A 26,516-nucleotide genomic window follows, 5' to 3' on the forward strand; every position below is an offset into this window, starting at 1 on the left:
TAAGCAGCAATGGCTAGCTTTGCGCAAGTTTGGAGGAACGGAGGTCATTCATGAGCATACGCAACCTGCACTACCTGTTCGCCCCGGCATCGGTGGCGGTAATCGGCGCTTCGGACCGCCCCGGCAGCGTCGGCGCCACCGTGTGGCGCAACATCGCCAGCGGCGGCTTCCGCGGGCCACGCTGGCCGGTCAACCGGCGCCATGCCGACGTGGGCGGCCATCCGGCCTTCGCCGGCATCGACGCCCTGCCCGGGGTGCCGGAACTGGCCGTCATCTGCACCCCGGCGCCCACGGTGCCGGCGCTCATCGGCCAGCTCGGCGCGGCGGGCTGCCGCGCGGCGGTCGTCCTGAGCGCCGGCATGGACGCCGACGCCGGCGATGGCCGCAGCCTGCGCCAGGCCATGCTCGAGGCCGCCCAGCCCTGGCTGTTGCGCATCCTGGGGCCTAACTGCGTCGGCCTGCTGGTGCCCGGCATCGGCCTGAACGCGAGCTTCGCGCCGGTTGCGGCACTACCGGGCCGGCTCGCCTTCGTTGCCCAGTCCGGCGCCCTCGTGACGGCGGTGCTCGACTGGGCCACCGCGCGCCGCATCGGCTTTTCCTGCTTCGTTTCGCTCGGCGACGGCAGCGACGTCGATTTCGGCGACCTGCTCGACTACCTGGCTGCCGATCCCGGCACCGACGCCATCCTGCTGTACGCGGAAAGCGTGCGCCAGGCCCGCAAGTTCATGAGTGCGGCGCGCGGGGCGGCGCGCGGCAAGCCGACACTGATCGTGAAAGCAGGGCGCGGCGCCGATGCGGCGCGCGCCGCTTTCAGCCACACCGGCGCGCTGGCCGGCGCCGACCTGGTCTACGACGCCGCCCTGCGCCGTGCCGGCATGCTGCGGGTGAGCACCACCTCCGACCTGTTCGACGCCGTCTCCATGCTGGCGCGCGCCCGGCCGCAAGGCGAGCGCCTGGCGATCCTCACCAACGGCGGCGGGCCCGGGGTGATGGCGGCCGATGCGCTGGACGCCGCCGGCGGCGCCCTGGCGCGCTTCGCCGGCGCCACCCTGGCGCGGCTGGACGCCTGCCTGCCGCCCATGTGGTCGCACGCCAACCCGGTCGACATCATCGGCGACGCTCCGGCCGAACGCTACCGCGACGCGCTGGCCACGCTGCTCGATGCCCCCGGCATAGATGCCATACTGCTGATCCATGCCCCGACCGCGATCGTGCCGAGCATCGACATCGCGCGCCTGCTGCTACCCCTGGTGAAGGGCGCGGCGCGCCCGGTGCTGTGCTGCTGGCTGGGCGGCCCCAGCGTGGCCGAGGCGCGCCGCCTGTGCATGGACGCCGGCCTGCCCGTGTTCGATACCCCCGAGGAAGCCGTGAAGGGTTTCCAGCAACTGGTGGACTACCGCCGCAACCAGGCGGCGCTGATGCAGGCGCCCGGTCCGAGCGAACTGGGCGCACCCGACCGCCGCGCGGCGCGGGCCCTGGTCGACGCCCTGCTCGCCGGCGGGGCCGGCGCGGTGGGAGAGACCGACGCCAAGGCGCTGCTGGCGGCCTACGGAATCCCGGTGGTGCCGACCGAAGCCGTGCAGGACCGGGCCGGCGCGCTGGAGGCGGCGCGCCGCATCGGCTATCCGGTGGCGCTCAAGATCAGCTCGCCCGACATCGTGCACAAGACCGAGGTCGGCGGCGTCGTGCTCGACCTGGCGCACGAGGCCGCGCTCGATGCGGCGCTGGAGGCCATGCTGGAACGGGTGGCGCGCCTGCGCCCGCAGGCGCGGGTGCAGGGATTTAGCGTGCAGGCGATGGCGCGCCGCCCCGGCGCACTCGAACTGATCGTCGGCATCAGCACCGACCCGGTATTCGGCCCGGTGGTGCTGTTCGGCCACGGCGGGATCGCGGTCGAGGTCACAGCCGACCAGGCGGTCGGCTTGCCGCCGCTGAACCGGGTGCTGGCCGCCGACATGGTCCGCCGCACGCGGGTGGCGCGCCTGCTGGCGGGCTACCGCGGCCGGCCGCCGGCCGCCATGGACGCCCTGTACGACGTACTGGTGCGCGTGGGCCAGCTGGCCGCCGACTTGCCCGAGCTGGTGGAACTGGACATCAACCCGCTGCTCGCCGATGCCGGCGGCGTGGTCGCGCTGGACGCCCGCCTGCGCCTGGCGCCGGTGCCGGCGGGCAGCGAAGGCAGCGCGCGGCTGGCGATCCTGCCCTATCCGGAGCACCTGGAGCGGCGCGTCGACAGCGCGTTCGGCCCCCTGCTGCTGCGCCCGATCCGCCCCGAGGACGCGGCCGCCCATGTGGCGTTCTTCGCGGCGCTCAGCCCGGAAGACGTGCGCATGCGCATGTTCGGCCAGATGCGCGCCCTGTCGCCGCAGCAGCTGGCGCGCTTCACCCAGATCGACTATGCGCGCGAGATGGCCTTCATCGCCACCCGCACCCGGCCCGGCGCCGGCGACGAGACGCTTGGCGTGGCGCGCGTGCTGCTCGACCCGGACGGCGTACGTGCCGAGTTCGCGGTCACCGTGCGCACCGACCTCAAGGGCCGTGGCCTGGGCCGGCTGCTGATGGGCTGCCTGCTCGACTATTGCGCCGCGCGCGGCGTGACCGTGGTCGAGGGCGTGGCGCTGGCGGAGAACACCCCGATGCAGGCGCTGGCGCAAGCGCTCGGTTTCGCCCTGCTGCCCGGCGAGCCGGGCACGGTGGCGATGCGCCGCATGCTGGCGCCAGAGGCCGCGCCGCCCGGAGCAGCCCTGGGCTGAACGCGGCGGCCGCGCCTCAGGGCGCCGCCGCCGACCGGGCCGGCGCCCGGGCCAGGCGCGCGGCGAGCCAGCTGCGCAGCGCCAGGCCGGCCAGCGCCAGCCCCGCCGCCAGGCCGGCGGCGCCCAGGGTAGCCGGTGGTGGCGGCGCCAGTTGCAGCATGGCGGCCGCCGGGGGCACGAAGATCGCCATGGCCAGCAGCAGCAGGGCGACGGCGGCGATGGTCCAGAACACCGGGTTGGCCGCCCGCAGCGCGCCCTGGACGCCGCCGCGCTGGCGGTTCGCCAGCAGCAGCGCCAGGTTGCACAGCACCAGGCCGGCAAAGGCCAGCGTGCGCGCCTGCGCCTCCGGCATCCGGGCCAGCCCCCAGCCGTACAGGCCCACCACCAGGGCCAGCACCCATGCCCCCTGCACCAGGGCGCTGCCGATCGCAGCGCGCCCGAACAAGGCTTCCCCGGGCCCGCGCGGCGGGCGCCGCATCAGGTCCGGCTCGGCCGGCTCGTTCTCGAAAGCCAGCGAACAGGCCGGGTCGATCACCAGTTCGAGGAACACGATGTGCAGTGGATACAGCATGACCGGCCAGCCCAGCAGCACCGGAAGCAGGGCCATGCCGGCGATCGGCACGTGCATCGCCATCACGTAGCACATCGACTTGCGCATATTGCCGAAGATCCGGCGGCCCGCGGCGATGGCATCGACCAGCGAGGCAAAGCGGTCGTCGAGCAGGGTCAGCTCGGCCGCTTCGCGCGCCACGTCGGTGCCGCGCCGGCCCATGGCGACGCCGACGTCGGCTGCGCGCAGGGCCGGGGCGTCGTTGACGCCGTCCCCGGTCATGGCCACCACCGCCCCGCCCCGCTGCAGCGCCTGCACGATGCGCAGCTTCTGCTGCGGCGCGATGCGCGCGCAGACGCTGGCGCCGGCGAGCTGGCGCGCCAGCGCGGCGTCGTCCAGCGCCGCGATGGCGGCGCCGCCGATCACGTCCCCTTGCGCCAGCCCGGCCTGGCGCGCGATCGCACGCGCCGTCTCCGGGTGGTCTCCCGTGATCATGATGACGCGCAGCCCGGCCGCATGGCAGGACGCCACCGCTGCCGGGATGTCCGGGCGCAGCGGGTCGGCCAGCGCCGCCATGCCGAGCAGCTCGAAGCCGAACGCGGCCGGCTCAGCGGGCCAGGACCCCGGGGCTGGCCGCGCCAGGACCGCACGCGCCACCGCCAGCACCCGCAGGCCCTCGCCCGCCATCCGCGCGGCCGCGGCGAGCGCCGCTTCGCGCTGCCGCTGGTCGCCACGGCACATGGCAATGACGGTTTCGGGTGCGCCCTTGGCGGCCACCAGCACACTGCCGTCGCCGCGGTCCCACGCGTGCACCAGCGCCGGGCGTTGCGGGGTCAGCCCGTATTCATGGGCCGGCGACCAGCCGGCCGGCACTGCGCCCTTTTCATGCAGCGTGTCCCCTGCCAGGCGCCAGAACGCGGCCTCCATCGGGTCGCTGCCCAGCGCGCGGCTGGCGCGCAGCGCGTGCAGGAGCAGCTCCTGGTGCGGCCCCGGCAGCTGCGCGCCGGCAACGGGCTCATAGGCGACGCCATCGCGCCACAGCTGGGACACGGCCATGCGGTTTTCGGTCAGGGTGCCGGTCTTGTCGACGCACAGCACCGAGGTCGAGCCGAGGATCTCGATCGCCGCCAGGCGCCGCGTCAGCACCTGCTGGCGCGCCAGGCGCCAGGCGCCGATGGCCGGGAACACCGTGAGGATGACCGGGAATTCTTCCGGCAGCATCGACATCGACAGCGCGATCCCCGCCAGCAGCGCCTGCAGCAACGCGCTGCCGCGCAACAGCAGCAGCGCGACCAGGCCGGCGCTGACGGCCGCCCCCAGCAGCGCGAAGCGGCGCGCCAGGCTTGCCGTTTCGCGCTGGAGGCGGCCGGGCGGCGGGGCGATGTGGCCGAGCGCCGCGCCGATGCGGCCGATCTCGCTGCGGGCCCCGGTGGCGCTCACCCGCGCCAGGCCATGGCCCTGGACCACCAGCGTGCCGGAAAACACCCAGGGCAGATCGGCGCCGCCGGGCGCCGCCGGCGCGCTGCCGCCGGGCGCGGCCAGTTTGCCGACCGGGACCGACTCGCCGGTGAGCAAGGACTCGTCCACCATCAGGCCGGCCGCCTCCAGCAGCAGCGCATCGGCCGGCACCCGGTCGCCCTCGCCCAGTTCGACCAGGTCGCCCGCCACCAGCGCACTGGCGGGAAGGCGCGCCGGCCGACCGTCGCGCCACACCAGCGCAGTCGGCGAACTGAGCTCGCGCAGCGCCTGCAGGGCGCGCTCGGTGCGTCCTTCCTGGAACAGGGTCATGCACAGCATCAGCACCACCATGCCCAGCAGGAAGGCGCCCTCGCGCGGCTCGCCCAGCAGCAGGTAGAGCAGCGCCGCGCCGGCCAGCAACAGGTACATCGGTTCGCGCGCGGCATCGGCCGCGATGCGCCGCCAGCGCCGGCCGCCGGCGTCGGGCAGGCTGTTGGGGCCATCGCGGGCCAGGCGCCGGGCGGCTTCGGCGCTATCCAGTCCGGTGGCTGCGGCGGCGCCGCCCGGGGTCGTCACGGTAGCCCGGGCGCGGCTTCGACCCGGTCGCGCCCGTTCGACTTGGCCCGGTACAGCGCGCCGTCGGCCGCGGCCAGCAAGGCACTGAAATCGGCATGCGCGGGGGCCAGCGCGGCCACGCCGATGCTGGCCGTGCATCGCACCGGCCCGGAAGGCGTGTCCAGCCGGATCGCGGCCACCGCCACGCGCATGCGTTCGGCGCAGGCCAGGGCGTCGCGTTCACCGGTCTCGGGCATGACGCAGACGAACTCTTCGCCACCCACCCTTCCGAAATAGTCGCTGCTACGCAGCTGGGCCACGCAGGCCGCGGTCACCGCCCGGATCAGGGCGTCGCCGGCAGGATGGCCGAAGCGGTCGTTGACCCGCTTGAAGAAGTCGATATCGAGCATGCAGATCGCCAGCGGACGGCCATAGCGCCGGGCCAGCGCGATGTCATGGGTGGCCAGTTCGACCAGGTAGCCGCGCGCCAGGGCCCCGCTCAGGCTGTCGTGGTGGGCGCACCAGGCCAGCGCCTGTTCGGCGCGGAAGGCCGCGCGCCGCATCCGGCCCTGGACGACGGCGATGGCTGCGACCAGCGCCAGCGTCACCGCGTAGACCAGCACGCAGCTGGCGAAGACGTCGTGGGGCAACACCGCTGCGCCGAGGACGAGGAACAGCAAGGTGGGGGCGAGCACCAGCAGGAGCAGGCGATGCAGGCGCGGCTCGACCAGGGCGAGCGGGAACATGGCGCCGGTGATGGCGGGCAAGGCCAGCACCAGCCCGTTTGGCAGCATGGCGGCGCTGGTGATCATGGCGCCGGTATGGGTGCCGTAGACGAGCGCGCAGCGCCACGCCACCGGGAAGCGTCCGTTCCAAGAGAAATAGGCGATCGCGCCCACCAGCACCAGCGCTATGCGCAGCAGGGCGGTTCCGGCTGCCTGGACCGGAGAGATCCAGTAGTCCCAGGCGCTGAACAGGATGACGCAGACCCCGAACACGGCGCCCAGCGCCGGCAGCATGCGGACCAGGGCGGCGTCGAGCGCGAGGCCGAACGCGCTGTCGTCCGAAGCGTCCGGCATGCCGGCGCCAACGTGTGCGGCCGCGTCCTTGCCTGCCGCGGACCGGAGCGCCTCTGCCGGCGGGAACATGGCCGCTGGCCGCGCGCTGGCGCTCACGCCCCGCCTGCGCGCTTCGCGGCAGCGGCCTCTGCCGGACATTCGCGCGCCAGCGCCTGGGCCGCCTCGCTGGCCGGCGCCGGACGCAGGACCATGACCGGCACCGGCGCGTAGGCAAGCACGGATTGCGTCACGCTGCCGGCCAGCAGCCTGCTGAGCCCGCGCCTGCCGTGCGAACCCATGACGATCAGATCGCATCCCTGTTTGCGGGCGGTCTCGACGATGGCCTCGCCCGGGTCGAGCGCGAAGCGCGTGAGCGGCGTGCAGGCCACCCCGGCCGTGCGCGCCCGCTCGGCGATCGCGCTGGCCAGCTGGTAGGCGTGCCGCAACAGGGTGTCGACCTCCTGGCCGGGATCGAGCACCATGGCGCCCTCGAGCGACTGGAGGACGGGCTCGGGCACGGCGATGGACAACGCGACCGTCTCGCTGCCGCAGGCCTGGGCGAAGTCGATGGCGGCGCCGGCGGCATAGTCGGACACGGGCGAGCCGTCGGTCGGTATCAGGATGCGCTTGTACATGGACTGGTTCCTCTGGGAGCGGTTAGCGGTGCACCATCACCGGGATCGCACTGTGGACGAGCACTTTCTGGGTCTCGCTGCCCAGCAGCAATCCCTTGATGCCCTTGCGGCCATGCGATGCCATGACGATCAGGTCGCAGTGGTTGGCGCGCGCGGTGGAAATGATGGCCTCGTAGGGGCTGTCGGACACCGCCAGTACCGAGGTGCAGGGCACGCCGGCATCGCGCGCGGCGGCGGACACGGCATCGAGCAGGCGCTGGCCGCGGGCCCGGCTGGCAGCCTCGTACTCGTCGCGGGTCTGCTCGAGCATGCCGGCATCGGTGGTAAAGGTGTGGAATTCGGGCACGGCGGTCATGGCGAGCACCTCGGCGCCGATGCTTTTCGCAAAGTCGATACCGGACAGGAGAGCGCGTTCGGACGCGTCCGAACCGTCGGTCGGGAGCAGGATGCGCTTGTACATGGATGAACCTCCAGAAGAAAGCCGGCGTCGCCTAGGCGGGTTGGGTGCTTCCGCGGTACAGGATCACCGGCACGGGTGAATAGGCCAGCACCAGCTGGGGGACCCTGGCGGCGATGAGGCGGGTCACGCCGCATTGACCGTGCGCCGCCATGAAAATGCAGTCGCAGTGCAGCTCCAGCGCCACGCGGATGATCTCGTCGTGCTGCGATGACGCCGCCGCCGTGACCAGGCTGTGCGGCACGCCGGCCTCCTGCGCCAGCTGCGCCACGCGGCCGGCGCGCTGCGCAGCCACGCCCAGCGCCCGTTCGCGCTCCGCGGCCATGGCAACTTCGCTCGCGCCTCCGGCTGCGGGGAGGGGCGGCTGGGCAACCGACAGGGCGACGATCTCGGCATTGCTGCCGCGCGCAAGAGCGACCGCCGCGGCTGCGGCATCTTCGGATAGCGCCGAGCCGTCGGTAGGAACGAGGATTTTGCGGAACATGGTGGCGTCGCAGGGCTGGTGGCTGTTGGAGAACGGCGAAGCCAGTCTGTTCTGACAGCTTAAGAAAATCTTTGATGCAGATCAAATTCGGCGCGCGGAAACGAAAAGGGCTCCCGTGTGGGAGCCCTTTTGTTACTACTGGCGGAGAGGGTGGGATTCGAACCCACGGTACGATTTAACGTACGCCTGATTTCGAGTCAGGTACATTCGACCACTCTGCCACCTCTCCTGAAACGGTGTTGCGGTCGCTGTCAGCGAGGCCGCATTATAGCGGGTGTTTTTGGTTTGGGGAAGGTGTTCAAATGCATTAAAAGCAGACCCGTATACCTCAGCAGGAGCGGTAGACAGGATTCGCCCACGTGCCGCGGGCCGCCTTGGCGCGAAGTACGCGCCAAGCTTCGAATCCCACACGCAAGGCCCGCAGGGGCCTTGCTCCTCTCCGCCAGTAAATAAAAAGGGCTCCCGGTGGGAGCCCTTTTTATTTACTGGCGGAGAGGGTGGGATTCGAACCCACGGTACGATTTAACGTACGCCTGATTTCGAGTCAGGTACATTCGACCACTCTGCCACCTCTCCAAAATCGGTGTTGCGGTCGCTGCAAGAGACACGCATTATAGCGACGCTCTTGCAAAAACGGAAGAGCAAATTAAGAAAACCTGCTCAGCTTCCCTCAGGCAGAAGGCAGCAACCGCTCCAGCCCGCCCATGTACGGACGCAGCACTTCCGGAATCACCACGCTGCCGTCAAGCTGCTGGTAATTCTCCAGTACCGCCACCAGCGTGCGCCCCACCGCCAGGCCGGAACCATTGAGCGTGTGCACCAGTTCCGGCTTGCCGGCGGCGTTGCGGAAGCGGGCCTGCATGCGGCGGGCCTGGAAGGCTTCGCAGTTCGACAGGGACGAGATCTCGCGGTAGGTGTTCTGGGCCGGCAGCCACACTTCGAGGTCGTAGGTCTTGGCGCTTGAAAAGCCCATGTCGCCGGTGCACAGCAGCATGACGCGGTACGGCAGGCCCAGCGAGGTCAGGATGAATTCTGCCTGGCCGACCATCTCTTCCAGCGCCGCATAGGACGCGTCCGGATGCGCCACCTGGACCAGCTCGACCTTGTCGAACTGGTGCTGGCGGATCATGCCGCGGGTGTCGCGGCCGTAGCTGCCGGCTTCCGAGCGGAAGCACGGGGTGTGCGCGGTCATCTTCAGCGGCAGTGCATCGAGCGCCACGATCTCGTCGCGCACGACGTTGGTCAGCGACACTTCCGAGGTCGGGATCAGGTAGAAGGTCTCGCCCTCGCCTTCCACGCCGCCCTTTTTCACCGAGAACAGGTCGGCTTCGAATTTCGGCAGCTGGCCGGTGCCGCGCAGCGAGTCGGCGTTGACCATGTACGGGGTGTAGCACTCGGTGTAGCCGTGCTGGCCGGTGTGGGTGTCCAGCATGTACTGGGCCAGCGCGCGGTGCAGGCGCGCCATGCCGCCCTTCATCATCGAGAAGCGCGAACCGGTCAGCTTGGTGGCGGTGTCGAAATCCAGGCCCAGCTTTTCGCCGATGTCGACGTGGTCCTTGACTTCGAAGTCGAAGCTGGCCGGGGTGCCGACCTTGCGCACTTCGACGTTGCCGGTTTCATCCAGCCCCTGCGGCGCGCTCTCGTGCGGCAAATTCGGCAGCGCTTCCATGAAGCGCGCCAGCTTGTGCTGCACCTCGGCCAGGGCGGCTTCGTTGGCCTTGAGCTCGTCGCCCAGTCCGGCCACTTCCGCCATCACGGCCGTGGTGTCCTCGCCCTTGCCCTTCAACATGCCGATCTGCTTGGACAGCGAATTGCGCTTGCCCTGCAATTCTTCGGTGCGCGTCTGGTTCGCTTTGCGTTCGGCTTCGAGGGCGTTGAAGCCTGCCACGTCGAGCTGGAACTTGCGGGTCGCCAGGCGCGCGGCGACGGTGTCGATGTCTTTGCGGAGAAGTTGGATGTCAATCATGTCGGGATGGGCTTGCGTATGTCGAAAACACAATTGTACCAAGCCGACAGCCATTCTTTGCGAGATTTGGCAACGGCCTTCTCAACCGTCCTGCCGGGCCGCTCGCCAGCCCCTGCGCGTATTACTTCAGGCCGGCTTTCTCCGCGACGCTCAGGCGCGGCGCCTTGACCACGACCACATGCACGGTCGAATCGACCAGCACGGCGGCTTCGGTCTGCACCACGTCGACCGGACGGGCGGCGGCGGTGGCGTAGCTGGCGGCCAGGCCCAGTGCGGCGGCGCTCAGGAAGATGGCTTCGAAGTTTTTACGGATGTTCATGGTGTGCTCCTTGGGTCAAATGTGATTCGGTATGCTTGAACTTTACCGATTGACCCCGCGCATCGCCATCGACATGCGACGAAGCGCGGAAAACAAGGAGCAGAATGCGCAAGGCGGGGACCAGCCGCGAACCGCAGCGGCGATCGCGCCAGTTTCACCGACGTTCGGCGATGAACGGATCAGCTGACCGCCCTGCCGAGGGAAACGGGGCTGCGTGCCTCCCTGCGGAAAGCACGCTTGGCGCGCCCTTAGATCGTGATCTCGACCGCCTTCGAGTCGGCCTTCACGGCCGGCACGTCGATCTTGGCGCCCTGCGCCAGCTTGACCACACCGGCCATGAAGCCGCCCGAATCCGACACCACCTTGCCCAGCAGCGGCAGCGCATCCTTGACCGGCACCAGCTGCGGGAGGGCCATCGGATTGGCGCTGGCGCGCGCCACCAGCGACTGGCCTGTCCTGGTCAGCGCGACCGCCTGCAGGGCGCCAATGCCGTAGTTGAGCAGCGCATCGCCCACCTGCTTCTTGCTGGCGCTGTCGAGCGTAGCCATGCGGGTCTTCATTTCGCCCGATTCATACAGGCGCTTGGCTTCCGCCGATTCCGACTCGACCAGCTTGGTCATGCGCGCCTTCTGTTCCTTGGTGTCGGTTAGCTTGTTGATGGCGTCCAGTTCCGCCTTGGTCTGGACGCGCTTCTGCTCGTCCGAGAACGCCAGCGTGATCGCGACCACCGAGCGGCCGGTGAGCTGGCTCAGCGCCGCGCTTTGCGTCACGAAAGTGTTCACCTCGGCGCTGATGTCGCCGCCGCCGCCGCCCTTGGCCGCGTTCATCAGGCCACCCAGGCCGCCCAGCTGGGCCTGCGCCGCGCCGGCGCCCATCAGGCATGCCGCCACCATCACTGCTTGTGCAATCTTTTTCATTGTTTGATCCATCCCTGTTTCAGTTATCGAGTTTCTTGAGCAGGTCGGGCTGCATCGACAGCCCGTTGCCCAGCTCCTTGTATCCGTAGTACGCCGCCTTCGACGAAGCGGGCATGCCACTGAATTCGGTCCGCAGTCCCGAGGTCACGGTCTTCGTCACCTCGCCGCCGCTCTTGAAGCGCGCCACCAGCGCCATGGTGACGGTGGCCTTGCAGGCCTCGCCCTCGCACTGCGCCGCATCCTCGCGGATCACATAGCCCGGCTGGACGCACAGAGGGATCGCGGGCGGCGCCAGCACCGCGTCGAACATGCCGGCCTTGAGCAGCAGGTTGGCGTCGCTGTAGAAGGCCGGGTCGCCCAGGTGGCCCGCATGCTTGCGCGAGCGGTACAGCGCGTGGCGCACCAGCGGCGCCGCGTACGCCACGTCCAGCACGTTGTTCTGGCCGACGTAGGACGCATCCTGGCAGTCGACCACGCGCGTGACGCCCGGCAGCTGCTGGTCGTAGACGCGCACGATGTCGCCGCGCTGGGGCTTGGGCAGCGCCGGGTTGGTGGCCGAATACGACAAGCCCACCAATGCGCCCTCGCCCACCGGCTCCAGGCTGCCGCCGGCCACGTCGAGGTCGACCAGCGCCGGCTTGCCATGCACCCTGGCCGCCAGCGGGTGCAGCACGTCGAAGCTCGGGCGCTGGCCCGGTACCCCGCCCATGCCCTCGACCCAGAGGCGCTCGGCGTCCACCCTGGCCACGCGCAGTTCGCGCGGCGCGAAGCGCACGTTGGCCAGGAAGGCCTGGGCCAGCTTGCCGGTCGCGTTCTTGAGCGCGACCTCGCGCGCCTGCGCCAGGCCCAGGCCGCTGCCCTTGACGCGGTCGATCACGTGGTCGGCGTCGCCCAGTTCGGAGAACACCACCTTGCCGGCGCGGTCCACCACCTGGGCGCTGACCAGCGTATGGAAGCGTTCCTCGGCCTTGGTGCCGCCGGCGCCGCTGAGCAGCACGCTCGGCGTCGACACCGGCGTGAAGCGCAGGAAGAAGTCGGGCGGGTCGGTGCGCACGCCCGAGGCTTCGGCCATGCTCGGCAGCTTGTTCCAGTCGACGCAGTTGGCGGCGCGCGTGATCAGGGCCTTGGTCTGGGCGAAGTGCACGTCCACGGGGCTGAGCTGGAACGAGGCCTTGAAGCCGATCGCGCGCCCGAAGATGTCGGCCACCGCGTTCGATTCGGCGTCGGCCGCCCCCGCCACCGGCATCAGGCGCGGCTTGCGGCTGTCGTCGCCGGTGCCTTCAAAAGTGAACTGCAGGGTGTCGCCGCGCGCGGCCTCGCCCATCGCGGCGCGCAGCACGGCGTAGCCGCTGTCCGCATACAGCACGTCGAAGATGCTGGCCTTGCCGTCGGCCCCGCGCGCCTCCACCTGCTCGCCCTTGACGAAGCCGGCCTCCACGCCGCGGTCGGCCACCAGGAACTTGCCGTCGCGCTCGACCAGGGTCACCGCCGTGGCCTTGGGGTCGAAGGCCGCCCGGGCCTCGGCCACCAGGGTGTCGACCTGGGCGCCGATATTCTTCAGTACCTCGGCGCGCATCACGCCATCCATCGCGCCGGATTCATACTCCGCCCGGCTGAAGCGGAACGGCGTGTAGACCGTCTCGCTTACGGTGTAGGCCACCTTGGCCAGGCTCGGACGCACGAACTGCAGGCTCAGCGTGACCGGCACCAGCACCTCGACATTGTCGCCGCGCTGCACCTCGTAGCGCGAGGCGCGCGTAATGCCCAGCACCACCGCGTAGGTGTCGGCCACCGCCACCGAGGGCGCGGCCTTGCACTGCAGGTCGTTGTTGTTGACGAACTGGTGACCGCTGCCGATGCGGTTGTCGGCCACCTGCCTGGCGTGCACCAGCGATTCCGGGTAGGCCTGGGCCAGGCTGGCCACGAAGCGCCGCACCAGCGCGACCTGGGCCTCGCGCCCGGCGGCGCCGTCGAACAGGCGCTGCATCAGGCCGGCATCGAGCAGCGAGCGGGCCTGGCGCGCCTGCGGCGACATGCCTTCGATTTCCTGAACCGGGAACAGGGTGAACGAGGCGCCTGCCGCCGGCAAGGCGACGCCAAGGCCTGCCAGCAAGGCGGCCGAGAGCAGCTGGCGACGCATCAGATCTGCTCCGGGCACTTGCCGTCGATGCAGAACAGCAGGCGGTTGCCGCGGCGCTCGAAGCGGCCGTTGCGGAAGGCGCTGTTGTCCGCTTCGATGTATTCGTCCACCAGGTCGTTGACCAGGTTGCCGAAGTTGCCCTTGGCGAGCACCTTCCAGCTGCGCAGTTCGTCGGTGGCGCTGTCGCCGTCGCCGAATTCGACCACGCCGGCGATCTCCTGCACGCGGCGCTCGAACTCGCGGCGCAGCTTGCCCGGCACGCGCTGCGCGCTGTACACCGAGACGATATAGGGCGAACCCTGGGCGCCGGCCTGCTGCAGGCTGCGCTGGGCCTTGGTGCCGACCGCGTCGGCGACCGAACGCGCCAGCGCGTCGGCCAGGTTGGCGCGGCAGTTCTGGTCGCTGGTGCCCTGGGCACGCTTGGCGATCGTCTCCGAAACAAAGGCGGCGCCGGTATCGACGTCGGACGAACTCAGGGCCAGCTGGCCCGAGCATTCCACCTGGCCGCTGGGCGAGGCTCCCTCGGATTGCATCACGGCCTGGCCATAGACCACGTAGCGCGCCTTGTAGGTGCCGCTCGAGGCCTTCTTGAGGTAGCTGTCGAATTTCTGCATGCGGGTGATGTCCGCCACCGTCAGGCGGCGCCCGCCCTCGACGCGGAAGTCGCGCTCGTCGGTGTAGTCCAGGCCGAACTCGCCCACCACCTGCTGCAGCTTCTGGTTGATCAGCGCCGCCTCGGCCTCGGCCGGCTTGGCGTTGTCGATGCCGGCGAATACCTGGCGCACCTTGAGGTTGACCACGTCGTTCTGGCGCTGCACGTCGTTGTTCTTTTCCGAGTAGCTGGCCGCGCTGTTCGATTTGGCGGCGCTGGCGTTGGCGTAGCTGGCGCTCACCGCCGACTGCGACGACGAGCTGGCCGCCACCGCCGATTTTTGCGAGCCGGCGAACTGGGTGTCGCGGGCGCCGGCCACGCGGGTGTCGCGCGAACCGCTCGCCTGCAGGTTGCGCGCCGCCGCGGCCGAGCCGCCATAGCCGTCCTGCGCCGCCATCGCCGCGCGGTCGGAGCCGCTGAACGAGGCCTTGTCGGAACCGGCAAAGGAAGCGCGGTCGCGCCCCGCGACCGCCGCCGACGCACTGGCCGCGTACGCCGCCTTGTCCGACGAGGCCGCCGCGAAGCTGCCCTTGGCCGCGCTGGCCGACGAACTCGAAGCGCTGCGCGAGGACGCCACCGCCGAGCTACGGTCGGACATCGCGCTCTTGTCGTGCGAGTAGTCGACCTCGGTCACCAGCGGCTGCGACGGATCGAGCCTGGTGCCGACGCCGTAGTATTCATCGATCAGGAACAGCACCTTGGCGCTGCCGGTAGCCAGCCTGGAACCGATGCCCAGCGCCCGGGTCAGGTCGAGGAACTGGCTGGAATCGACCGACAGCACAGTACGCGCGGTCAGCACGTCGCCTTCGGCATTGAAGCTGGTGCGCAGGTTGTCGGCCAGTTGCTTGTGCAGTTCCGGCAGGCCATTCTTCACTTTGGGGTCGTTCAGGTCGGCGCTGAGCTTGATGCGCAGGACGCTGGCGACGGCGTCGCGTTCGGCCTGTTCGCGCGCGATGCGGCGCGCGGTCATCAGGTCGCCGCTGGCCTTGATGCTCAGTTCCTTGACGCCGTTGGCGGCGAAGGTGTCGGCGGCGGCGATGCCGGGCGCGCCGATGGTGCCAAGCGCGAGCAGCGCCGACAGCAGGAGATTCTTTTTCATGTGCGAAGTAGGAGGTGGTGGATGAAGCGGCTTACTGTGGAAGCTCGACCGCGACGTCGCCGGCGCTGGCCGTGACGCCGGAGGCACCGATGGAGGCGGCCGCCGGCGCGGCGGCCGGCACCGGGTCGAATACCCTGGCCTCGGCCGTGTCGCCGCCGGTCGCGGCAAGGTGCACGAAACGCGGGTCGGTGCGCACTGGCTCGAGCATCGGCTCGCCCATCAGGTCGACACCGGCGACGGTGCCGCCCTTGACGGCCAGGCCGGCGAAGCGCACGGCGTCGTCGAGCTTGCCCGCCTGGGCACTGGCCTTGGCGGTTTCCCAGGCCACGACGCCGGAGGTGTCCTGCTGGTCCTTCAGGAAGCGCGCGCCCTCGGCGCTAGCTTCGGCAAACTTGCCCTGGGCGATCTGGGCGCGCAGTCCGCCCGCCACCTCGTTCGCGCTGGCCGGGCGGATCGCCTGGGCCAGGTTCTCGCGCGCAGCGTCGCAAGCCGCCAGCAGAGGCATGGCGGCGGCCAGCAGCAGAAGCCCACGTGAAAACCATCTTTTTCCCGCTTGCATGAATCATTCCTTATCGTTATAAAATCTAGAACGTTACAAAAACGAGATCAGATCGTATACAGCTTTAATTTTTCTGTAAAGAAATAGTCCTTACAAACGGATATTCTTGAAGGAAATTATTGCTGGCGCATGGAAGCCGCCAGTTTGCCAGCGTACAGGACGATGAGGGTGCCGGCGAAATCGCCGCTCGCCATCACGAGGAAGCCGTCGAGCAGGCCCTCGCGCTGGCCCTGCAAGGCGAACCAGGCGTGGTGCAGCGCCGGGCTGGCGAGCGAGAAGGCCAGCGCGCAGCCCAGCAGGCGCCATGGGCCGAGGCCGGCCAGCGTCGGGTCGATGCGGCCGGCGACCAGCGCGCGGTAGGTCAAATAGGGGGCGAGTGCGGCCAGGATGCCGCCGGCGAACGAGCGGATCGGGTCGTCGGGAAAGAAGTAGAAAAAACAGATCAGCCACGAGGCGCCCAGGATGCCGAGGGCGCCCGCTTCCGCAAACAGCAAGGTGCACAGCAGGCGTACGCCGGCTGGCAGGTAGATCCAGCTGATGCCGCGCGCGAACTCCATGCTGGCGAACAGGAGTTCGTTGACGGCTATTGCGCCAAGAAACAGCACCGCGGTAGCGGCCGCCATGGCAAACTTCAACTGTGTTCCGGGTGAAATCACTTGCTAGATAGAATAAGCTAATCTACTTCAACAGTCGATTGTATCAGGAAATGTTATAGATGCAGCAACTTCATAGCCTATGAGCAAGACGACCCGCCCGGCAGACATCTACCTGCGCTTCCTGAACCTGGTAGACGCCCTACGCGCCCTCCCGGCCTTGCCTCCGCTCGACCCGCTTGAAGAGCGCGTGCTGGCCATCGTCGGTCGCGCCCGCCAGCTCGAAGAGCGGCTCAGCGTGCGTGACCTGATGGGGCAAGATGGGCTAGGAGCGCCGGCGACGATCCACGCGCGCATCACGTCGATGCGCAAGAAGGGCTGGCTGGTACTGGCGGACACCGACGACACCCGCCGCAAGCAGGTCGACCTGACCCCGGCGGCGTTGGCCTATTTCGATGAATTGTCCGGTCTGATGCTCAAGGCCGCAAAAGAGGGTTAGCCTTTCGCGTCCTCGTCCAGGCTGCGCAGGAAGGCCAGTTTTTCCGCCACTTTCGCCTCGACGCCGCGCGCAACCGGCTGGTACCAGCCGGGCTCGGGCATCCCATCCGGCAGGTAGGTTTCTCCGGCCGCATAGGCATGCGGCTCGTCGTGGGCGTAACGGTAGGCGTGGCCGTAGCCGAGCTCTTTCATGAGCTTGGTCGGCGCGTTGCGCAGGTGGACCGGCACCTCGCGCGACTTGTCCTTCTTGATGAAAGCCATGGCCGCATTGAAGGCGTTGTAGCCGGCATTGCTCTTGGCCGCGATTGCCAGGTAGACGACGGCCTGCCCCAACGCCAGCTCGCCTTCCGGCGAGCCCAGGCGCTCGTAGGTGGTGGCGGCGTCGTTGGCGACCTGCAGCGCGCGCGGGTCGGCCAGGCCGATATCTTCCCAGGCCATGCGCACGATGCGGCGCGACAGGTACTTGGCGTCGGCGCCGCCGTCGAGCATGCGGCACAGCCAGTACAGGGCCGCATCCGGATGCGAACCGCGCACCGACTTGTGCAGGGCCGAGATCTGGTCGTAGAAATTGTCGCCACCCTTGTCGAAGCGGCGCGCGTTGAGCGTGAGCGCGTTTTCGACAAAGTCGGCGGTAATCGTCGTGACGCCGCTGGTCTCGGCCGAGGTCTTGGTCTGCTCGAGCAGGTTGAGGAAGCGGCGCGCGTCGCCGTCGGCATAGCCGACCAGGGTGTCGATGGCGACTTCCTCGAAAGTCAGGTGCTGCAGCACGCGCTCCTGGGCGCGCTTGAGCAACAGGCGCATCTCGTCGTCGCTCAGCGCTTTCAGCACATACACCTGCGAACGCGACAGCAGTGCGGAATTGACCTCGAAGGATGGGTTCTCGGTGGTGGCGCCGATCAGGGACACCAGGCCCGATTCGACGAAGGGCAGCAACGCGTCCTGCTGCGACTTGTTGAAGCGGTGGATCTCGTCGATGAACAGGATCGTGTGCTTGCCCTGCTGGAGGTAGTGCTCGGCCTGCTCCACCGACGCGCGAATGTCTTTTACGCCCGACAGCACGGCCGACAGCGCGATGAACTCGCACTCGAAGGCGTAGGCGGTCAGGCGCGCCAGCGTGGTTTTGCCGACGCCCGGCGGGCCCCACAGGATCATCGAGTGGGGCTTGCCGGATTTGAAAACCAGGTTCAGGGGCTTGCCGGGGGCCAGCAGGTGGCTCTGGCCGATGACTTCGTCGATCGTGCGCGGACGCAGGGCTTCGGCAAGCGGGGGGGATGGTTCGGTTTTGAAGAGGTCGTCCATGGGCCTAGTGTAAACGATGGGCGTGATGGAGAGGTTCGTCGTGTGCGCGCAAAATCAGGTACCGGCCTTCGCCGCTACGACGGTCTTGAGGCTGGCAATACTGCTCGCTGTTAGGACCACTCAACGAAAAACCGTCGTCCCGGCGAAGGGCGGGACCCAAGTCCGCCGATCAACCACCCACCTTACTGCTTGACCACATCCGCCCCCTTCGGCGCCTCAAACCTGAACTGCTGCGCCCCCAGCGCCGGATTACGCTGGAAATTCGTAAACTTCAGCACCGACACCTGCCCGAACTGGTCCTTCAGCTCCATCGCTACCGGCACCCCGCCCTTCAGGCCAATGCCGATCTGCTCGAAGGTCGTGTCCTTGGTCTTCGGCACCGCATTGAGCCACTCCGCCCCATCCCGCTCGCCGGCCTCCGACAAGGTAAAGTTCTTTTCCAGGTCATTACTGCCGAACAGGATCGCGGCCGGGGACGAGCCCAGGGCGTTGCCGAGTTTGCGGCTGGTGACCTGGTTCAGGTCCTTGTCGTAGATGTAGAGCTGGTCGCCGTCGGCCTGCAACAGCTGCTCGTAGGGCTTCTGGTAGGTCCAGATGAATTTGCCGGGACGGGCGAACACGAACGTGCCGCTGGAGACCGGGGCGACCTTGCCGCTCTTGGACTTGCCGACTTGCTGCTGGGTGAAGTCGCCCTTGGCGGACTTGGTGCTGGCAACAAAGGACTTGAACTGGTCAAGGGCGGCGGCTTGCGCGGCGCCCGAGATGGCGACGGTGGCGATCAGTGCGGCAATGGCCGTTTTCGTGAATTTCATGCGCATTCCTCTTGTTGGTTATTCGGCGGTGGTTGCCGGCACGAGGATGTCGCGGTTGCCGTTCGACTGCATTGGCGAGACCATCCCGTTCTGCTCCATCTGCTCGATCAGGCGCGCGGCGCGGTTGTAGCCGATGCGCAGGTGGCGCTGGACCAGCGAGATCGAGGCCTTGCGGTTCTTCAGCACCACGGCCACGGCCTGGTCGTACAGCGCGTCTGACTCGCCGCCGCCCTCGCCGGCCGGCGCGCCGTCGCCGCCAGTAGCCCCCTCTTCCAGCGTGCCGCCTTCGAGAATGCCTTCAATATAGTTCGGTTCGCCCTGCGATTGCAGGTGTTTTACAACTCGATGCACTTCTTCGTCCGACACAAACGCGCCGTGCACGCGGATCGGCAGGCCGGTCCCCGGCGGCATGTAGAGCATGTCGCCCATGCCCAGCAAGGCTTCGGCGCCCATCTGGTCGAGAATGGTACGCGAGTCGATTTTAGAGGACACCTGGAACGCGATCCGGGTCGGGATGTTCGCCTTGATCAGGCCCGTGATGACGTCCACCGACGGCCGCTGGGTCGCCAGGATAAGGTGGATGCCGGCCGCGCGCGCCTTCTGGGCGATCCGGGCGATCAGCTCTTCCACCTTCTTACCGACCACCATCATCAGGTCGGCCAGCTCGTCGATGATGATGACGATGGTCGGCAGCTTCTCGAGCGGCTCCGGGTTGTCCGGCATGATCGAGAACGGGTTCGGGATATGCTCCTCGCGCTTGGCCGCCTCCATGATCTTGGTGTTATAGCCGGCCAGGTTACGCACGCCGAGCTTGGACATGAGCTTGTAGCGGCGCTCCATCTCGTTGACGGCCCAGTTCAGCGCGTGGCCGGCCTGGCGCATGTCGGTTACCACGGGCGCCAGCAGGTGCGGGATGCCTTCGTACACCGACATCTCCAGCATCTTCGGATCGATCAGGATCAGGCGCACGTCGGCCGGGTCGGATTTATAGAGCAGCGACAGGATGGTGGCGTTGATACCCACCGATTTACCCGAGCCGGTGGTACCGGCCACCAGCAGGTGGGGCATCTTGGCCAGGTCGGCGCAGACTGGCTTGCCGGCGATGTCCTTGCCCAGCGCGACCGTGAGGGCGGAGGCACTGTCGCCATAGACCTTGGAGCCGACGATTTCCGACAGGCGCACGATCTGGCGCTTCGGGTTCGGCAGCTCCAGGGCCATGTAGTTCTTGCCCGGGATGGTCTCGACCACGCGGATGGAAGTGAGCGACAGCGAGCGCGCAAGGTCGCGCGCGAGGTTGACGATCTGGCTGCCCTTCACGCCGGTGGCCGGCTCGATCTCGTAGCGGGTGACCACGGGGCCCGGATAGGCCGCCACCACCTTGGCGTCGACGCCGAAGTCGGACAGTTTCTTCTCGATCAGGCGGCTGGTGAATTCCAGGGTCTCGATCGACACGGTTTCCTGGGCCGGCGGCGCTTCGTCCAGCAGCGCCAGCGGCGGCAGCGGCGAATCGGCGTCGAGCTCGCGGAACAGCGGCGTCTGCATTTCCTTCTGGGCGCGCTCGGATTTCGGCACACTCATGATTTGCGGCTCGATCTTGATGGTCGACGCGGCAGCGGCCACTGGCGATGGCGCGGCCAGCGCGGAGGCCGGCGGGATCGACGGCGGCAAGATGACGGGCTCGGCACGTGGGGCGGCGCGCGGCTCGAGCATCGGCTCGGCCTTCACGATCGGCGGCGGCGCCGGGTGCTTCTCGGTGTATTTCTGGCGCTCGTTGACGACCACTTCTTCGCGCTTGACGGCGGCGGCCTCGCCCTGGCGGCGGTCTTCGTGGTCTTCCATGCGCAGGCGGAACCAGTCGATCGTGGTCTCGACCGAGGCGCCGATGCGCTCGGCCACGGCCAGCCACGACACCTGGAAGAACAGCGAGAAACCCAGGCCGAACAGCAGCAACAGCAGCAAGGTGGCGCCGGTGAAGCCGAAGGCGAGGTGGCTGGCGTGGCCGATCACCTGGCCCAGCACCCCGCCGGCCTTGCGCGGCAGCTCGACGTTCCAGGACCACAGGCGCAGGTATTCCAGGCCAAGGCTGCCGGCGAACATGATGGCAAAACCGGTCCAGCGCACGTACATCTCGCCGGCATGGGCCGGTTCCTCGTCGGAGGGATCGAGCCGGTCGGTGAGGCGGCGCCAGCCCTTCCAGACGCCGCGCAGGAAGACCACGCCCCACCACCAGGCCGAGAAACCGAAAATGAACAGCAACAAATCGGACAGCCAGGCGCCGGCGCGGCCACCCAGGTTGGCGATTTTCGGCACCGCGTTGGCGTGCGACCAGCCCGGGTCGCCCTTGTTGTAACTTAACAGGATGAGCACGAAATACAGGAAGGCGACCGCCATGGCGATCCAGCGCGCTTCCGACAGAAGGCGCGAGAGCCGGCCGGGCAAGGGCTGGCGGGCGCGCGTCGATTGCGCGGTGCGGGTATATCCTGACGGGCTGGCTTGGCTGGCTTGGCTGTTCTTGCTCATGCTGGGGTGCTGCGAAAGAGTCTGCTGAAGTGGTCACTATCGACGATCCGGACATTCTAAGCCATATACGCTTGGGCTGCCCCACGATTCATGCTCCTATGCATCATCGTCTATAATCTCATGTTGCGCGACTGGCCTTGATTCCAGGAAGGCCGCCCCCAGTTTCCGTCTGTTCACATCCGTCTTGTCCTCATTTACGAAGCCTTCCATGACTACTTCCAAACACGCCAAAGTCCTGATTCTCGGTTCCGGTCCTGCCGGCTACAGCGCGGCCGTCTACGCCGCGCGCGCCAACCTGAAGCCGATGCTGGTGACCGGCGTCGAACAGGGCGGCCAGCTGATGACCACGACCGACGTCGAGAACTGGCCTGGCGACCCGATGGGCGTGCAAGGCCCGGAACTGATGCAGCGCCTGCTCCAGCACGCCGAGCGCTTCAGCACCGAGATCGTGTTCGACCACATCCACACGACCTACCTGAACGAAAAGCCGATCCGCCTGGTCGGCGACAGCCACGAATACACCTGCGACGCCCTGATCATCGCCACCGGCGCGTCGGCCCAGTACCTTGGCCTGCCGTCGGAACAGGAATTCATGGGCAAGGGCGTGTCGGCCTGCGCCACCTGCGACGGTTTCTTCTACCGCAACCAGGAAGTGGCGGTCATCGGCGGCGGCAATACCGCGGTCGAGGAAGCCCTGTACCTGTCGAACATCGCCAACAAGGTCACCCTGATCCACCGCCGCGACAAGTTCCGCGCCGAGCCGATCCTGGTCGACCGCCTGCTGAACAAGGTTGCTGAAGGCAAGATCGTGCTGGAATATAACCACACGCTCGAGGAAGTCGTGGGCGACCAGGGCGGCGTGACCGGCCTGCGCATCAAGTCGACCCAGACCGGCGACGTCAAGGACCTGACCGTGCACGGCCTGTTCGTGGCGATCGGCCACAAGCCCAATACCGGCATCTTCGAAGGCCAGCTCGAGATGAAGGACGGCTACCTGAAGACCAAATCGGGTACCGAGGGCATGGCCACCGCCACCAGCGTGGCGGGCGTGTTCGCGGCCGGCGACGTGCAGGACCACATCTACCGCCAGGCCATCACCAGCGCCGGCACCGGCTGCATGGCGGCGCTGGACGCACAGCGCTACCTGGAAGCGCTGGAAGGCTAAGGACGGCGTAACACGATGGCGGGCATGAAAGACTTTTCGGATTTGAAGGGCTTGCGCGACAAGCTCAAGGAAGACGAGCGCCTGCGCGCCATCGAACAGGCGGCGCGCGAGAAGCGCGAGCGCATCGCCAGCGAACGCGCCGTGGAATTCCGCGGCGCGGTCGAAGGCGTGCACAAGCTGCCCGAATCCGACCGCTACGTGTACCGCCCGGTGTACGTGGCCTCCGAGCGCGCCTTCCAGGACCGCACTCCCCGCACCGAGGAAGAAGAAACCGAAGCGGTGCTGCGCGAATCGCTGTCCGACCTGTTCGACGTCGACGGCCTGCTCGACGAAGACCCCACCCTCAGCTACGCCCAGGACGGCGTCGGCCCCGACGTCGTGAAAAAACTGCGCAAGCGCCACTGGCCGGTGCAGGACGAACTCGACCTGCATGGCCTGGACCGCGACGGCGCGCGCGACGCCGTCACCGACTTCCTGCACCGAGCCAACCGCCGCGGCGTGCGCTGCGTGCGCATCATCCACGGCATCGGCTACGGCTCGCCCAAGGGCGAACCGGTGCTGCGCGGGATCGTGCACAGCTGGCTGGTGCAGAAAAGCGAAGCTGTCGCTTTCTGCGTTGCCGGCAAGAAAGATGGCGGTCACGGCGCCCTGATCGTGCTGCTGCGCCCTGCCCTCGACACCTGAAGCCGTGTCCGGCACGCCCGCCTGGCGCGTCTGCAAACATGTATTCCATGTAAAATATGCTCGCTCGGCCATTGCCGGCAATAACAAGAAGGGCTAGGGGGCGAATTGAAGGGTACTTCCGTGATTCCGATGGAGCACGGCCGCCAGGTCGACCTCCTCTCCTGCGCTGACGAGCCCATCCACATCCCGGGCTCGATCCAGCCGCACGGCGCCCTCCTCTTCTTCACCGCCGGCGGCGCACTCGAAGGCTGGAGCGCCAACGCCGCCACCCTGCTAGACATCGACCTCATCCCCGGCACTCACTTCACCGCGCTGGCCCTGCCGGCCGCCGCGCTTGAACTGCTGTGCGAATTCGCCGGCGCGGGCGACCTGGACGCCACCCCCTCGGTGGCGCCGGTGTCGATCGGCGGGGCCGATTTCGACTGCATCGTGCATGCCGGCTTCGACCGGGTGGTCGCCGAATTCGAACAGCGCGAGGTCGGCGCCGACGAAGTGGCGCTGTTCGCCGTGAAGGCGCATGGCTCGATCGACCGCCTGCGCCGCCAGAAGACCATCGACGCCCTGCTGGCCAGCGCGGTGACGCAGATCCGCGAATTCACCGGCTTCGACCGCGTCATGGCCTACCGCTTCCGCGCCGACGACAGCGGCGACGTGGTGGCCGAAAGCCGGCGCGACGAGCTCACGCCCTACCTCGGCCAGCGCTACCCGGCTGGCGATATCCCGGCCCAGGCGCGCCGCCTGTACATCCTCAATACCCTGCGCTCGATCGTCGACGTCGACTACCAGGCCGTGCCCATGCTGGGCGCGCCCGGTGCGCTGCCGCTCGATATGAGCCATGCGGTGCTGCGCAGCGTCTCGCCGATCCACGTCGAGTACCTGAAGAACATGGGCGTGGGCGCGTCGATGAGCGTGTCGATCGTGATCAACGGCCGCCTGTGGGGCCTGATCGCCTGCCACCACATGGCGCGCCGGCTGGTGCCCTACGCGATCCGGATGGCGGCCGACGTGCTGGCGCAGGTGATCGGCTCGACCATCCACAGCATCGAAGCGCGCCTGGAAAGCCAGCTGGTGGAAAGTGCCGCCTCGACCCGTTCCAAGCTGATCGAAGACCTGCTGCTCGACGACGACCCGCTGGAAACCTTCGGCCGCCATGCCGACGGCTTGATGGCCGCCGCCCACGGCCAGGCGCTGGTCGCCGCCTACTACGGCAAGCTGCAGGCGCGCGGCGACCTGCCGCCCGGTCTCGCCGACGCCATCCTCGCCTCGTTGCCGGAGAACGGGCACGAGATGGTGGTGCGCGAGTCGCTGGCAGATTGGCCAGCCGAGCTGCACGCCCGGCTCGGCAAGTGGGTCGGCATGCTCGCCCTGCCCTACGACCCGGCCGGGGCGGGCTGGATCGTCGTGCTGCGCGTCGAGCAGATCGAGCAGGTGGCCTGGGGCGGCCGCCCGGAAAAGACCACGGCCCTCGGCCCGCTGGGCGAGCGCCTGACTCCGCGCGGCTCCTTCGACGCCTGGCACGAGACCGTGCGCGGGCGCGCGCAGCCGTGGGAAGCGACGGTGCTGGCCAATGCCCGCCTGACCCAGGCCGAACTAGTGCGCGTGATGACCTCGCGCCGCGCCCAGACCGAAGCCACGCGCGCGCAGCTGCTCGCGATGCTCGGCCACGACCTGCGCGACCCGCTCCACTCGATCAACATGGCCGGCATGGTGCTGGAAAAAGGCCACAGCCAGCCGACCCTGGGCAAACGCATCCAGTCCTCGACCAGCCGCATGCAACGCATGATCAGCCAGGTGCTCGACATGAGCCGCATCGACGGCGGCATCGGCCTGGGCGTGGCGCTGGGGCCGGTGAACCTGTCCGAGCTGGTGGAAGACCTGATCGACGAAGCGCGCATGGCCTACCCGGCGATCCCGTTTGAACTGGCCTGCGACGCGCCGGCCACCGTCAACGCCGACAGCGGGCGCCTGGCCCAGGTGCTGTCCAATTTGCTGAGCAACGCGCGCCACCATGGCGAAGCGGGCAAGCCGGTGCGGGTGTGCGTCAAGGTAGAGGGCAAGGAGGTGGTGGTCGACGTCAGCAATGCCGGCGGGGAGATCGCACCGGAGATGGTGGCGACGCTGTTCAACCCCTTCAAGCGGGCGTCGCTGAACAACCCGCGCAACCGCACCGGCATGGGCCTGGGCCTGTACATCGCGCAGCAGATCGTGCGCGAGCACCATGGGGATATCGCGTATCGCCACGAGGGTGGGGAGGTGATTTTTTCGGTGCGCTTGCCGTTGCTGCAAACGGCCTGATGGCGTTGCGGGGGATGTAGGGCATGCCGCATGGTAATCTAGCAACACTTCCCGCTCTTCCTTAGCGCATGACCCTCATCAAGTTCATCGAAATCATGGCCATCCTGGTCGGCGCCTTCTCGGGTTTCATCGAAGCCCGGCGCAAACGCATGGACCTGGTGGGCGTCTTCACGGTCGCCTTCATCGCCGCTTTCGGCGGCGGCACCCTGCGCGACATCCTGCTCGACCGCCGCCCGCTGTTCTGGGTCATCCACCAGGAATACGCCATCCTGATCTTCGTGCTGGCCCTGGTCGCCTCGCCCCTGATCCGCACCCTGCGCCAGATCGTGTCCGAGCGCCTGATCGTGATTGCCGATGCGGTGGGGCTAGGCCTGTTCTCGATCGCCGGCACCTCGGCCGCGCTGGACGCGAACATGCCGATCTTCATCGCGTCGATGATGGGCGTGATTACCGGGATCTTTGGCGGGGTATTGCGCGACATCGTCTGCAACGAGGTGCCGATGGTCTTCCGCGACGGGAAGCCCTATGCGATCTGCGCCTTCCTCGGGAACTGGATGTTCCTCCTGATGGGCAAGTACGGCGTGGAGCACGATTTTGCGCTGTGGTCCAGCGCGCTGCTCATCAGCGGGCTGCGCTTGATTACCTGGAAGTTCGATTTGCGGATGGGCCGCTAAGGGCCCACCCGCCCGGGCACGGTCCTAGACCGCGTCCGCGCCGGTCTCGCCGGTACGGATGCGGATCACCTGCTCCACGTTCTGCACGAAGATCTTGCCGTCGCCGATCTTGCCAGTGCGCGCGGCCTTGATGATGGCGTCGACCACGCCTTCGGCCATGGCGTCGTCCACCACCACTTCGATCTTCACCTTCGGCAGGAAGTCCACCACGTATTCTGCGCCGCGATACAGCTCGGTATGGCCCTTCTGGCGGCCGAAGCCCTTCACTTCGGTGACCGTGAGGCCGGTGACGTTGACGTCGGCCAGCGCCTCGCGCACTTCGTCGAGTTTGAAGGGCTTGATCACGCAGGTAATCTGTTTCATTTCTTGTCCTT

At 68.1% G+C, this 26,516-nt stretch carries 23 protein-coding genes and 2 tRNA genes; 7 read left to right on the plus strand and 18 right to left on the minus strand.

What is annotated here, in order from left to right; translation table 11 throughout:
- Window positions 1-50 precede the first annotated feature (50 nt).
- Window positions 51-2,753: a bifunctional acetate--CoA ligase family protein/GNAT family N-acetyltransferase gene (locus BM031_RS02965; RefSeq protein WP_091870873.1), complete on the plus strand. Its 2,703-nt coding sequence runs from the start codon at window positions 51-53 to the stop codon at window positions 2,751-2,753.
- Between the two features lie 16 nt (window positions 2,754-2,769).
- Here the strand turns inward: BM031_RS02965 and BM031_RS02970 are convergent, their stop codons facing one another.
- From BM031_RS02970 to BM031_RS03010, 9 genes are all read right to left on the minus strand, one after another.
- Window positions 2,770-5,337: a cation-translocating P-type ATPase gene (locus BM031_RS02970; protein WP_091870876.1), complete on the minus strand. Its 2,568-nt coding sequence runs from the start codon at window positions 5,335-5,337 to the stop codon at window positions 2,770-2,772.
- On the minus strand, window positions 5,334-6,395 hold the full coding sequence (locus tag BM031_RS02975; protein ID WP_091871239.1) for a GGDEF domain-containing protein: 1,062 nt from the start codon (window positions 6,393-6,395) through the stop codon (window positions 5,334-5,336). The genes BM031_RS02970 and BM031_RS02975 overlap by 4 nt, the downstream gene beginning before the upstream one ends.
- A 92-nt stretch (window positions 6,396-6,487) precedes the next feature.
- Window positions 6,488-7,009 (minus strand): universal stress protein, encoded by a 522-nt coding sequence (locus BM031_RS02980; RefSeq protein ID WP_091870878.1) that lies wholly within the window; start codon window positions 7,007-7,009, stop codon window positions 6,488-6,490.
- A gap of 22 nt (window positions 7,010-7,031) precedes the next feature.
- Complete coding sequence (locus BM031_RS02985) at window positions 7,032-7,469, minus strand: universal stress protein (protein WP_091870881.1); 438 nt, start codon at window positions 7,467-7,469, stop codon at window positions 7,032-7,034.
- Between the two features lie 31 nt (window positions 7,470-7,500).
- Window positions 7,501-7,950, minus strand: coding sequence for a universal stress protein (locus BM031_RS02990; RefSeq protein ID WP_091870884.1), 450 nt, complete (start codon window positions 7,948-7,950; stop codon window positions 7,501-7,503).
- A 139-nt stretch (window positions 7,951-8,089) separates the two neighbouring features.
- Window positions 8,090-8,179: transfer RNA gene (locus tag BM031_RS02995), tRNA-Ser, on the minus strand.
- A gap of 257 nt (window positions 8,180-8,436) precedes the next feature.
- Window positions 8,437-8,526 (minus strand) — tRNA-Ser (locus BM031_RS03000).
- 94 nt (window positions 8,527-8,620) lie between these two features.
- Window positions 8,621-9,916 carry a serine--tRNA ligase gene (serS, locus tag BM031_RS03005; RefSeq protein WP_091870887.1) on the minus strand — a complete coding sequence of 432 codons (1,296 nt, stop codon included), beginning with the start codon at window positions 9,914-9,916 and terminating at the stop codon, window positions 8,621-8,623.
- Between the two features lie 121 nt (window positions 9,917-10,037).
- Window positions 10,038-10,235: a hypothetical protein gene (locus BM031_RS03010; RefSeq protein ID WP_091870889.1), complete on the minus strand. Its 198-nt coding sequence runs from the start codon at window positions 10,233-10,235 to the stop codon at window positions 10,038-10,040.
- 31 nt (window positions 10,236-10,266) lie between these two features.
- On the opposite strand from BM031_RS03010, the gene BM031_RS25415 reads away from it, so the two are divergent.
- Entirely contained in the window at window positions 10,267-10,422 is a 156-nt protein-coding gene (locus BM031_RS25415; protein ID WP_177207637.1) for a hypothetical protein, read from the plus strand.
- A 61-nt stretch (window positions 10,423-10,483) separates the two neighbouring features.
- Here the strand turns inward: BM031_RS25415 and BM031_RS03015 are convergent, their stop codons facing one another.
- The 5 genes from BM031_RS03015 to BM031_RS03035 all read right to left on the minus strand — a co-directional run bounded on the left by BM031_RS03015 (window position 10,484) and on the right by BM031_RS03035 (window position 16,225).
- Entirely contained in the window at window positions 10,484-11,152 is a 669-nt protein-coding gene (locus BM031_RS03015) for a hypothetical protein (protein ID WP_143084500.1), read from the minus strand.
- Between the two features lie 19 nt (window positions 11,153-11,171).
- Window positions 11,172-13,292: a hypothetical protein gene (locus BM031_RS03020; RefSeq protein WP_091870895.1), complete on the minus strand. Its 2,121-nt coding sequence runs from the start codon at window positions 13,290-13,292 to the stop codon at window positions 11,172-11,174.
- A complete protein-coding gene (locus tag BM031_RS03025; RefSeq protein ID WP_091870897.1) occupies window positions 13,292-15,043 on the minus strand; it encodes a hypothetical protein in 1,752 nt (583 codons plus the stop codon). The genes BM031_RS03020 and BM031_RS03025 overlap by 1 nt, the downstream gene beginning before the upstream one ends.
- Window positions 15,044-15,074: 31 nt before the next feature.
- Window positions 15,075-15,602, minus strand: a complete 528-nt coding sequence (locus BM031_RS03030) for a hypothetical protein (RefSeq protein WP_143084501.1) — start codon at window positions 15,600-15,602, stop codon at window positions 15,075-15,077.
- A 116-nt stretch (window positions 15,603-15,718) separates the two neighbouring features.
- On the minus strand, window positions 15,719-16,225 hold the full coding sequence (locus BM031_RS03035; protein ID WP_091871242.1) for a hypothetical protein: 507 nt from the start codon (window positions 16,223-16,225) through the stop codon (window positions 15,719-15,721).
- 112 nt (window positions 16,226-16,337) lie between these two features.
- On the opposite strand from BM031_RS03035, the gene BM031_RS03040 reads away from it, so the two are divergent.
- Complete coding sequence (locus BM031_RS03040) at window positions 16,338-16,694, plus strand: MarR family transcriptional regulator (RefSeq protein ID WP_091870903.1); 357 nt, start codon at window positions 16,338-16,340, stop codon at window positions 16,692-16,694.
- Here the strand turns inward: BM031_RS03040 and BM031_RS03045 are convergent.
- From BM031_RS03045 to BM031_RS03055, 3 genes are all read right to left on the minus strand, one after another.
- Entirely contained in the window at window positions 16,691-17,992 is a 1,302-nt protein-coding gene (locus BM031_RS03045; protein ID WP_091870905.1) for a replication-associated recombination protein A, read from the minus strand. The genes BM031_RS03040 and BM031_RS03045 overlap by 4 nt on opposite strands.
- Before the next feature lie 182 nt (window positions 17,993-18,174).
- The gene (gene lolA / locus BM031_RS03050) at window positions 18,175-18,804 is read right to left on the minus strand and encodes an outer membrane lipoprotein chaperone LolA (RefSeq protein WP_091870908.1); all 630 of its coding nucleotides are present in this window, start codon (window positions 18,802-18,804) and stop codon (window positions 18,175-18,177) included.
- Window positions 18,805-18,822: 18 nt separating this feature from the next.
- Window positions 18,823-21,324, minus strand: coding sequence for a DNA translocase FtsK (locus tag BM031_RS03055; protein ID WP_091870910.1), 2,502 nt, complete (start codon window positions 21,322-21,324; stop codon window positions 18,823-18,825).
- Window positions 21,325-21,532: 208 nt separating this feature from the next.
- Here BM031_RS03055 and trxB point away from each other — a divergent pair, with 208 nt between their 5' ends.
- The 4 genes from trxB to BM031_RS03075 all read left to right on the plus strand — a co-directional run bounded on the left by trxB (window position 21,533) and on the right by BM031_RS03075 (window position 26,142).
- On the plus strand, window positions 21,533-22,489 hold the full coding sequence (trxB, locus tag BM031_RS03060) for a thioredoxin-disulfide reductase (RefSeq protein ID WP_091870913.1): 957 nt from the start codon (window positions 21,533-21,535) through the stop codon (window positions 22,487-22,489).
- A 15-nt stretch (window positions 22,490-22,504) separates the two neighbouring features.
- Window positions 22,505-23,173 (plus strand): Smr/MutS family protein, encoded by a 669-nt coding sequence (locus tag BM031_RS03065; RefSeq protein WP_091870916.1) that lies wholly within the window; start codon window positions 22,505-22,507, stop codon window positions 23,171-23,173.
- Between the two features lie 105 nt (window positions 23,174-23,278).
- On the plus strand, window positions 23,279-25,468 hold the full coding sequence (locus BM031_RS03070) for an ATP-binding protein (RefSeq protein WP_229408462.1): 2,190 nt from the start codon (window positions 23,279-23,281) through the stop codon (window positions 25,466-25,468).
- A 68-nt stretch (window positions 25,469-25,536) separates the two neighbouring features.
- Entirely contained in the window at window positions 25,537-26,142 is a 606-nt protein-coding gene (locus BM031_RS03075) for a trimeric intracellular cation channel family protein (protein WP_091870922.1), read from the plus strand.
- Between the two features lie 24 nt (window positions 26,143-26,166).
- Here BM031_RS03075 and BM031_RS03080 read toward each other — a convergent pair whose 3' ends face one another.
- Window positions 26,167-26,505 (minus strand): P-II family nitrogen regulator, encoded by a 339-nt coding sequence (locus BM031_RS03080; protein WP_091870925.1) that lies wholly within the window; start codon window positions 26,503-26,505, stop codon window positions 26,167-26,169.
- Window positions 26,506-26,516: the final 11 nt, after the last annotated feature.

This window comes from Massilia yuzhufengensis (assembly GCF_900112225.1).
GTDB classification, from domain to species: Bacteria; Pseudomonadota; Gammaproteobacteria; order Burkholderiales; family Burkholderiaceae_D; genus Telluria; species Telluria yuzhufengensis.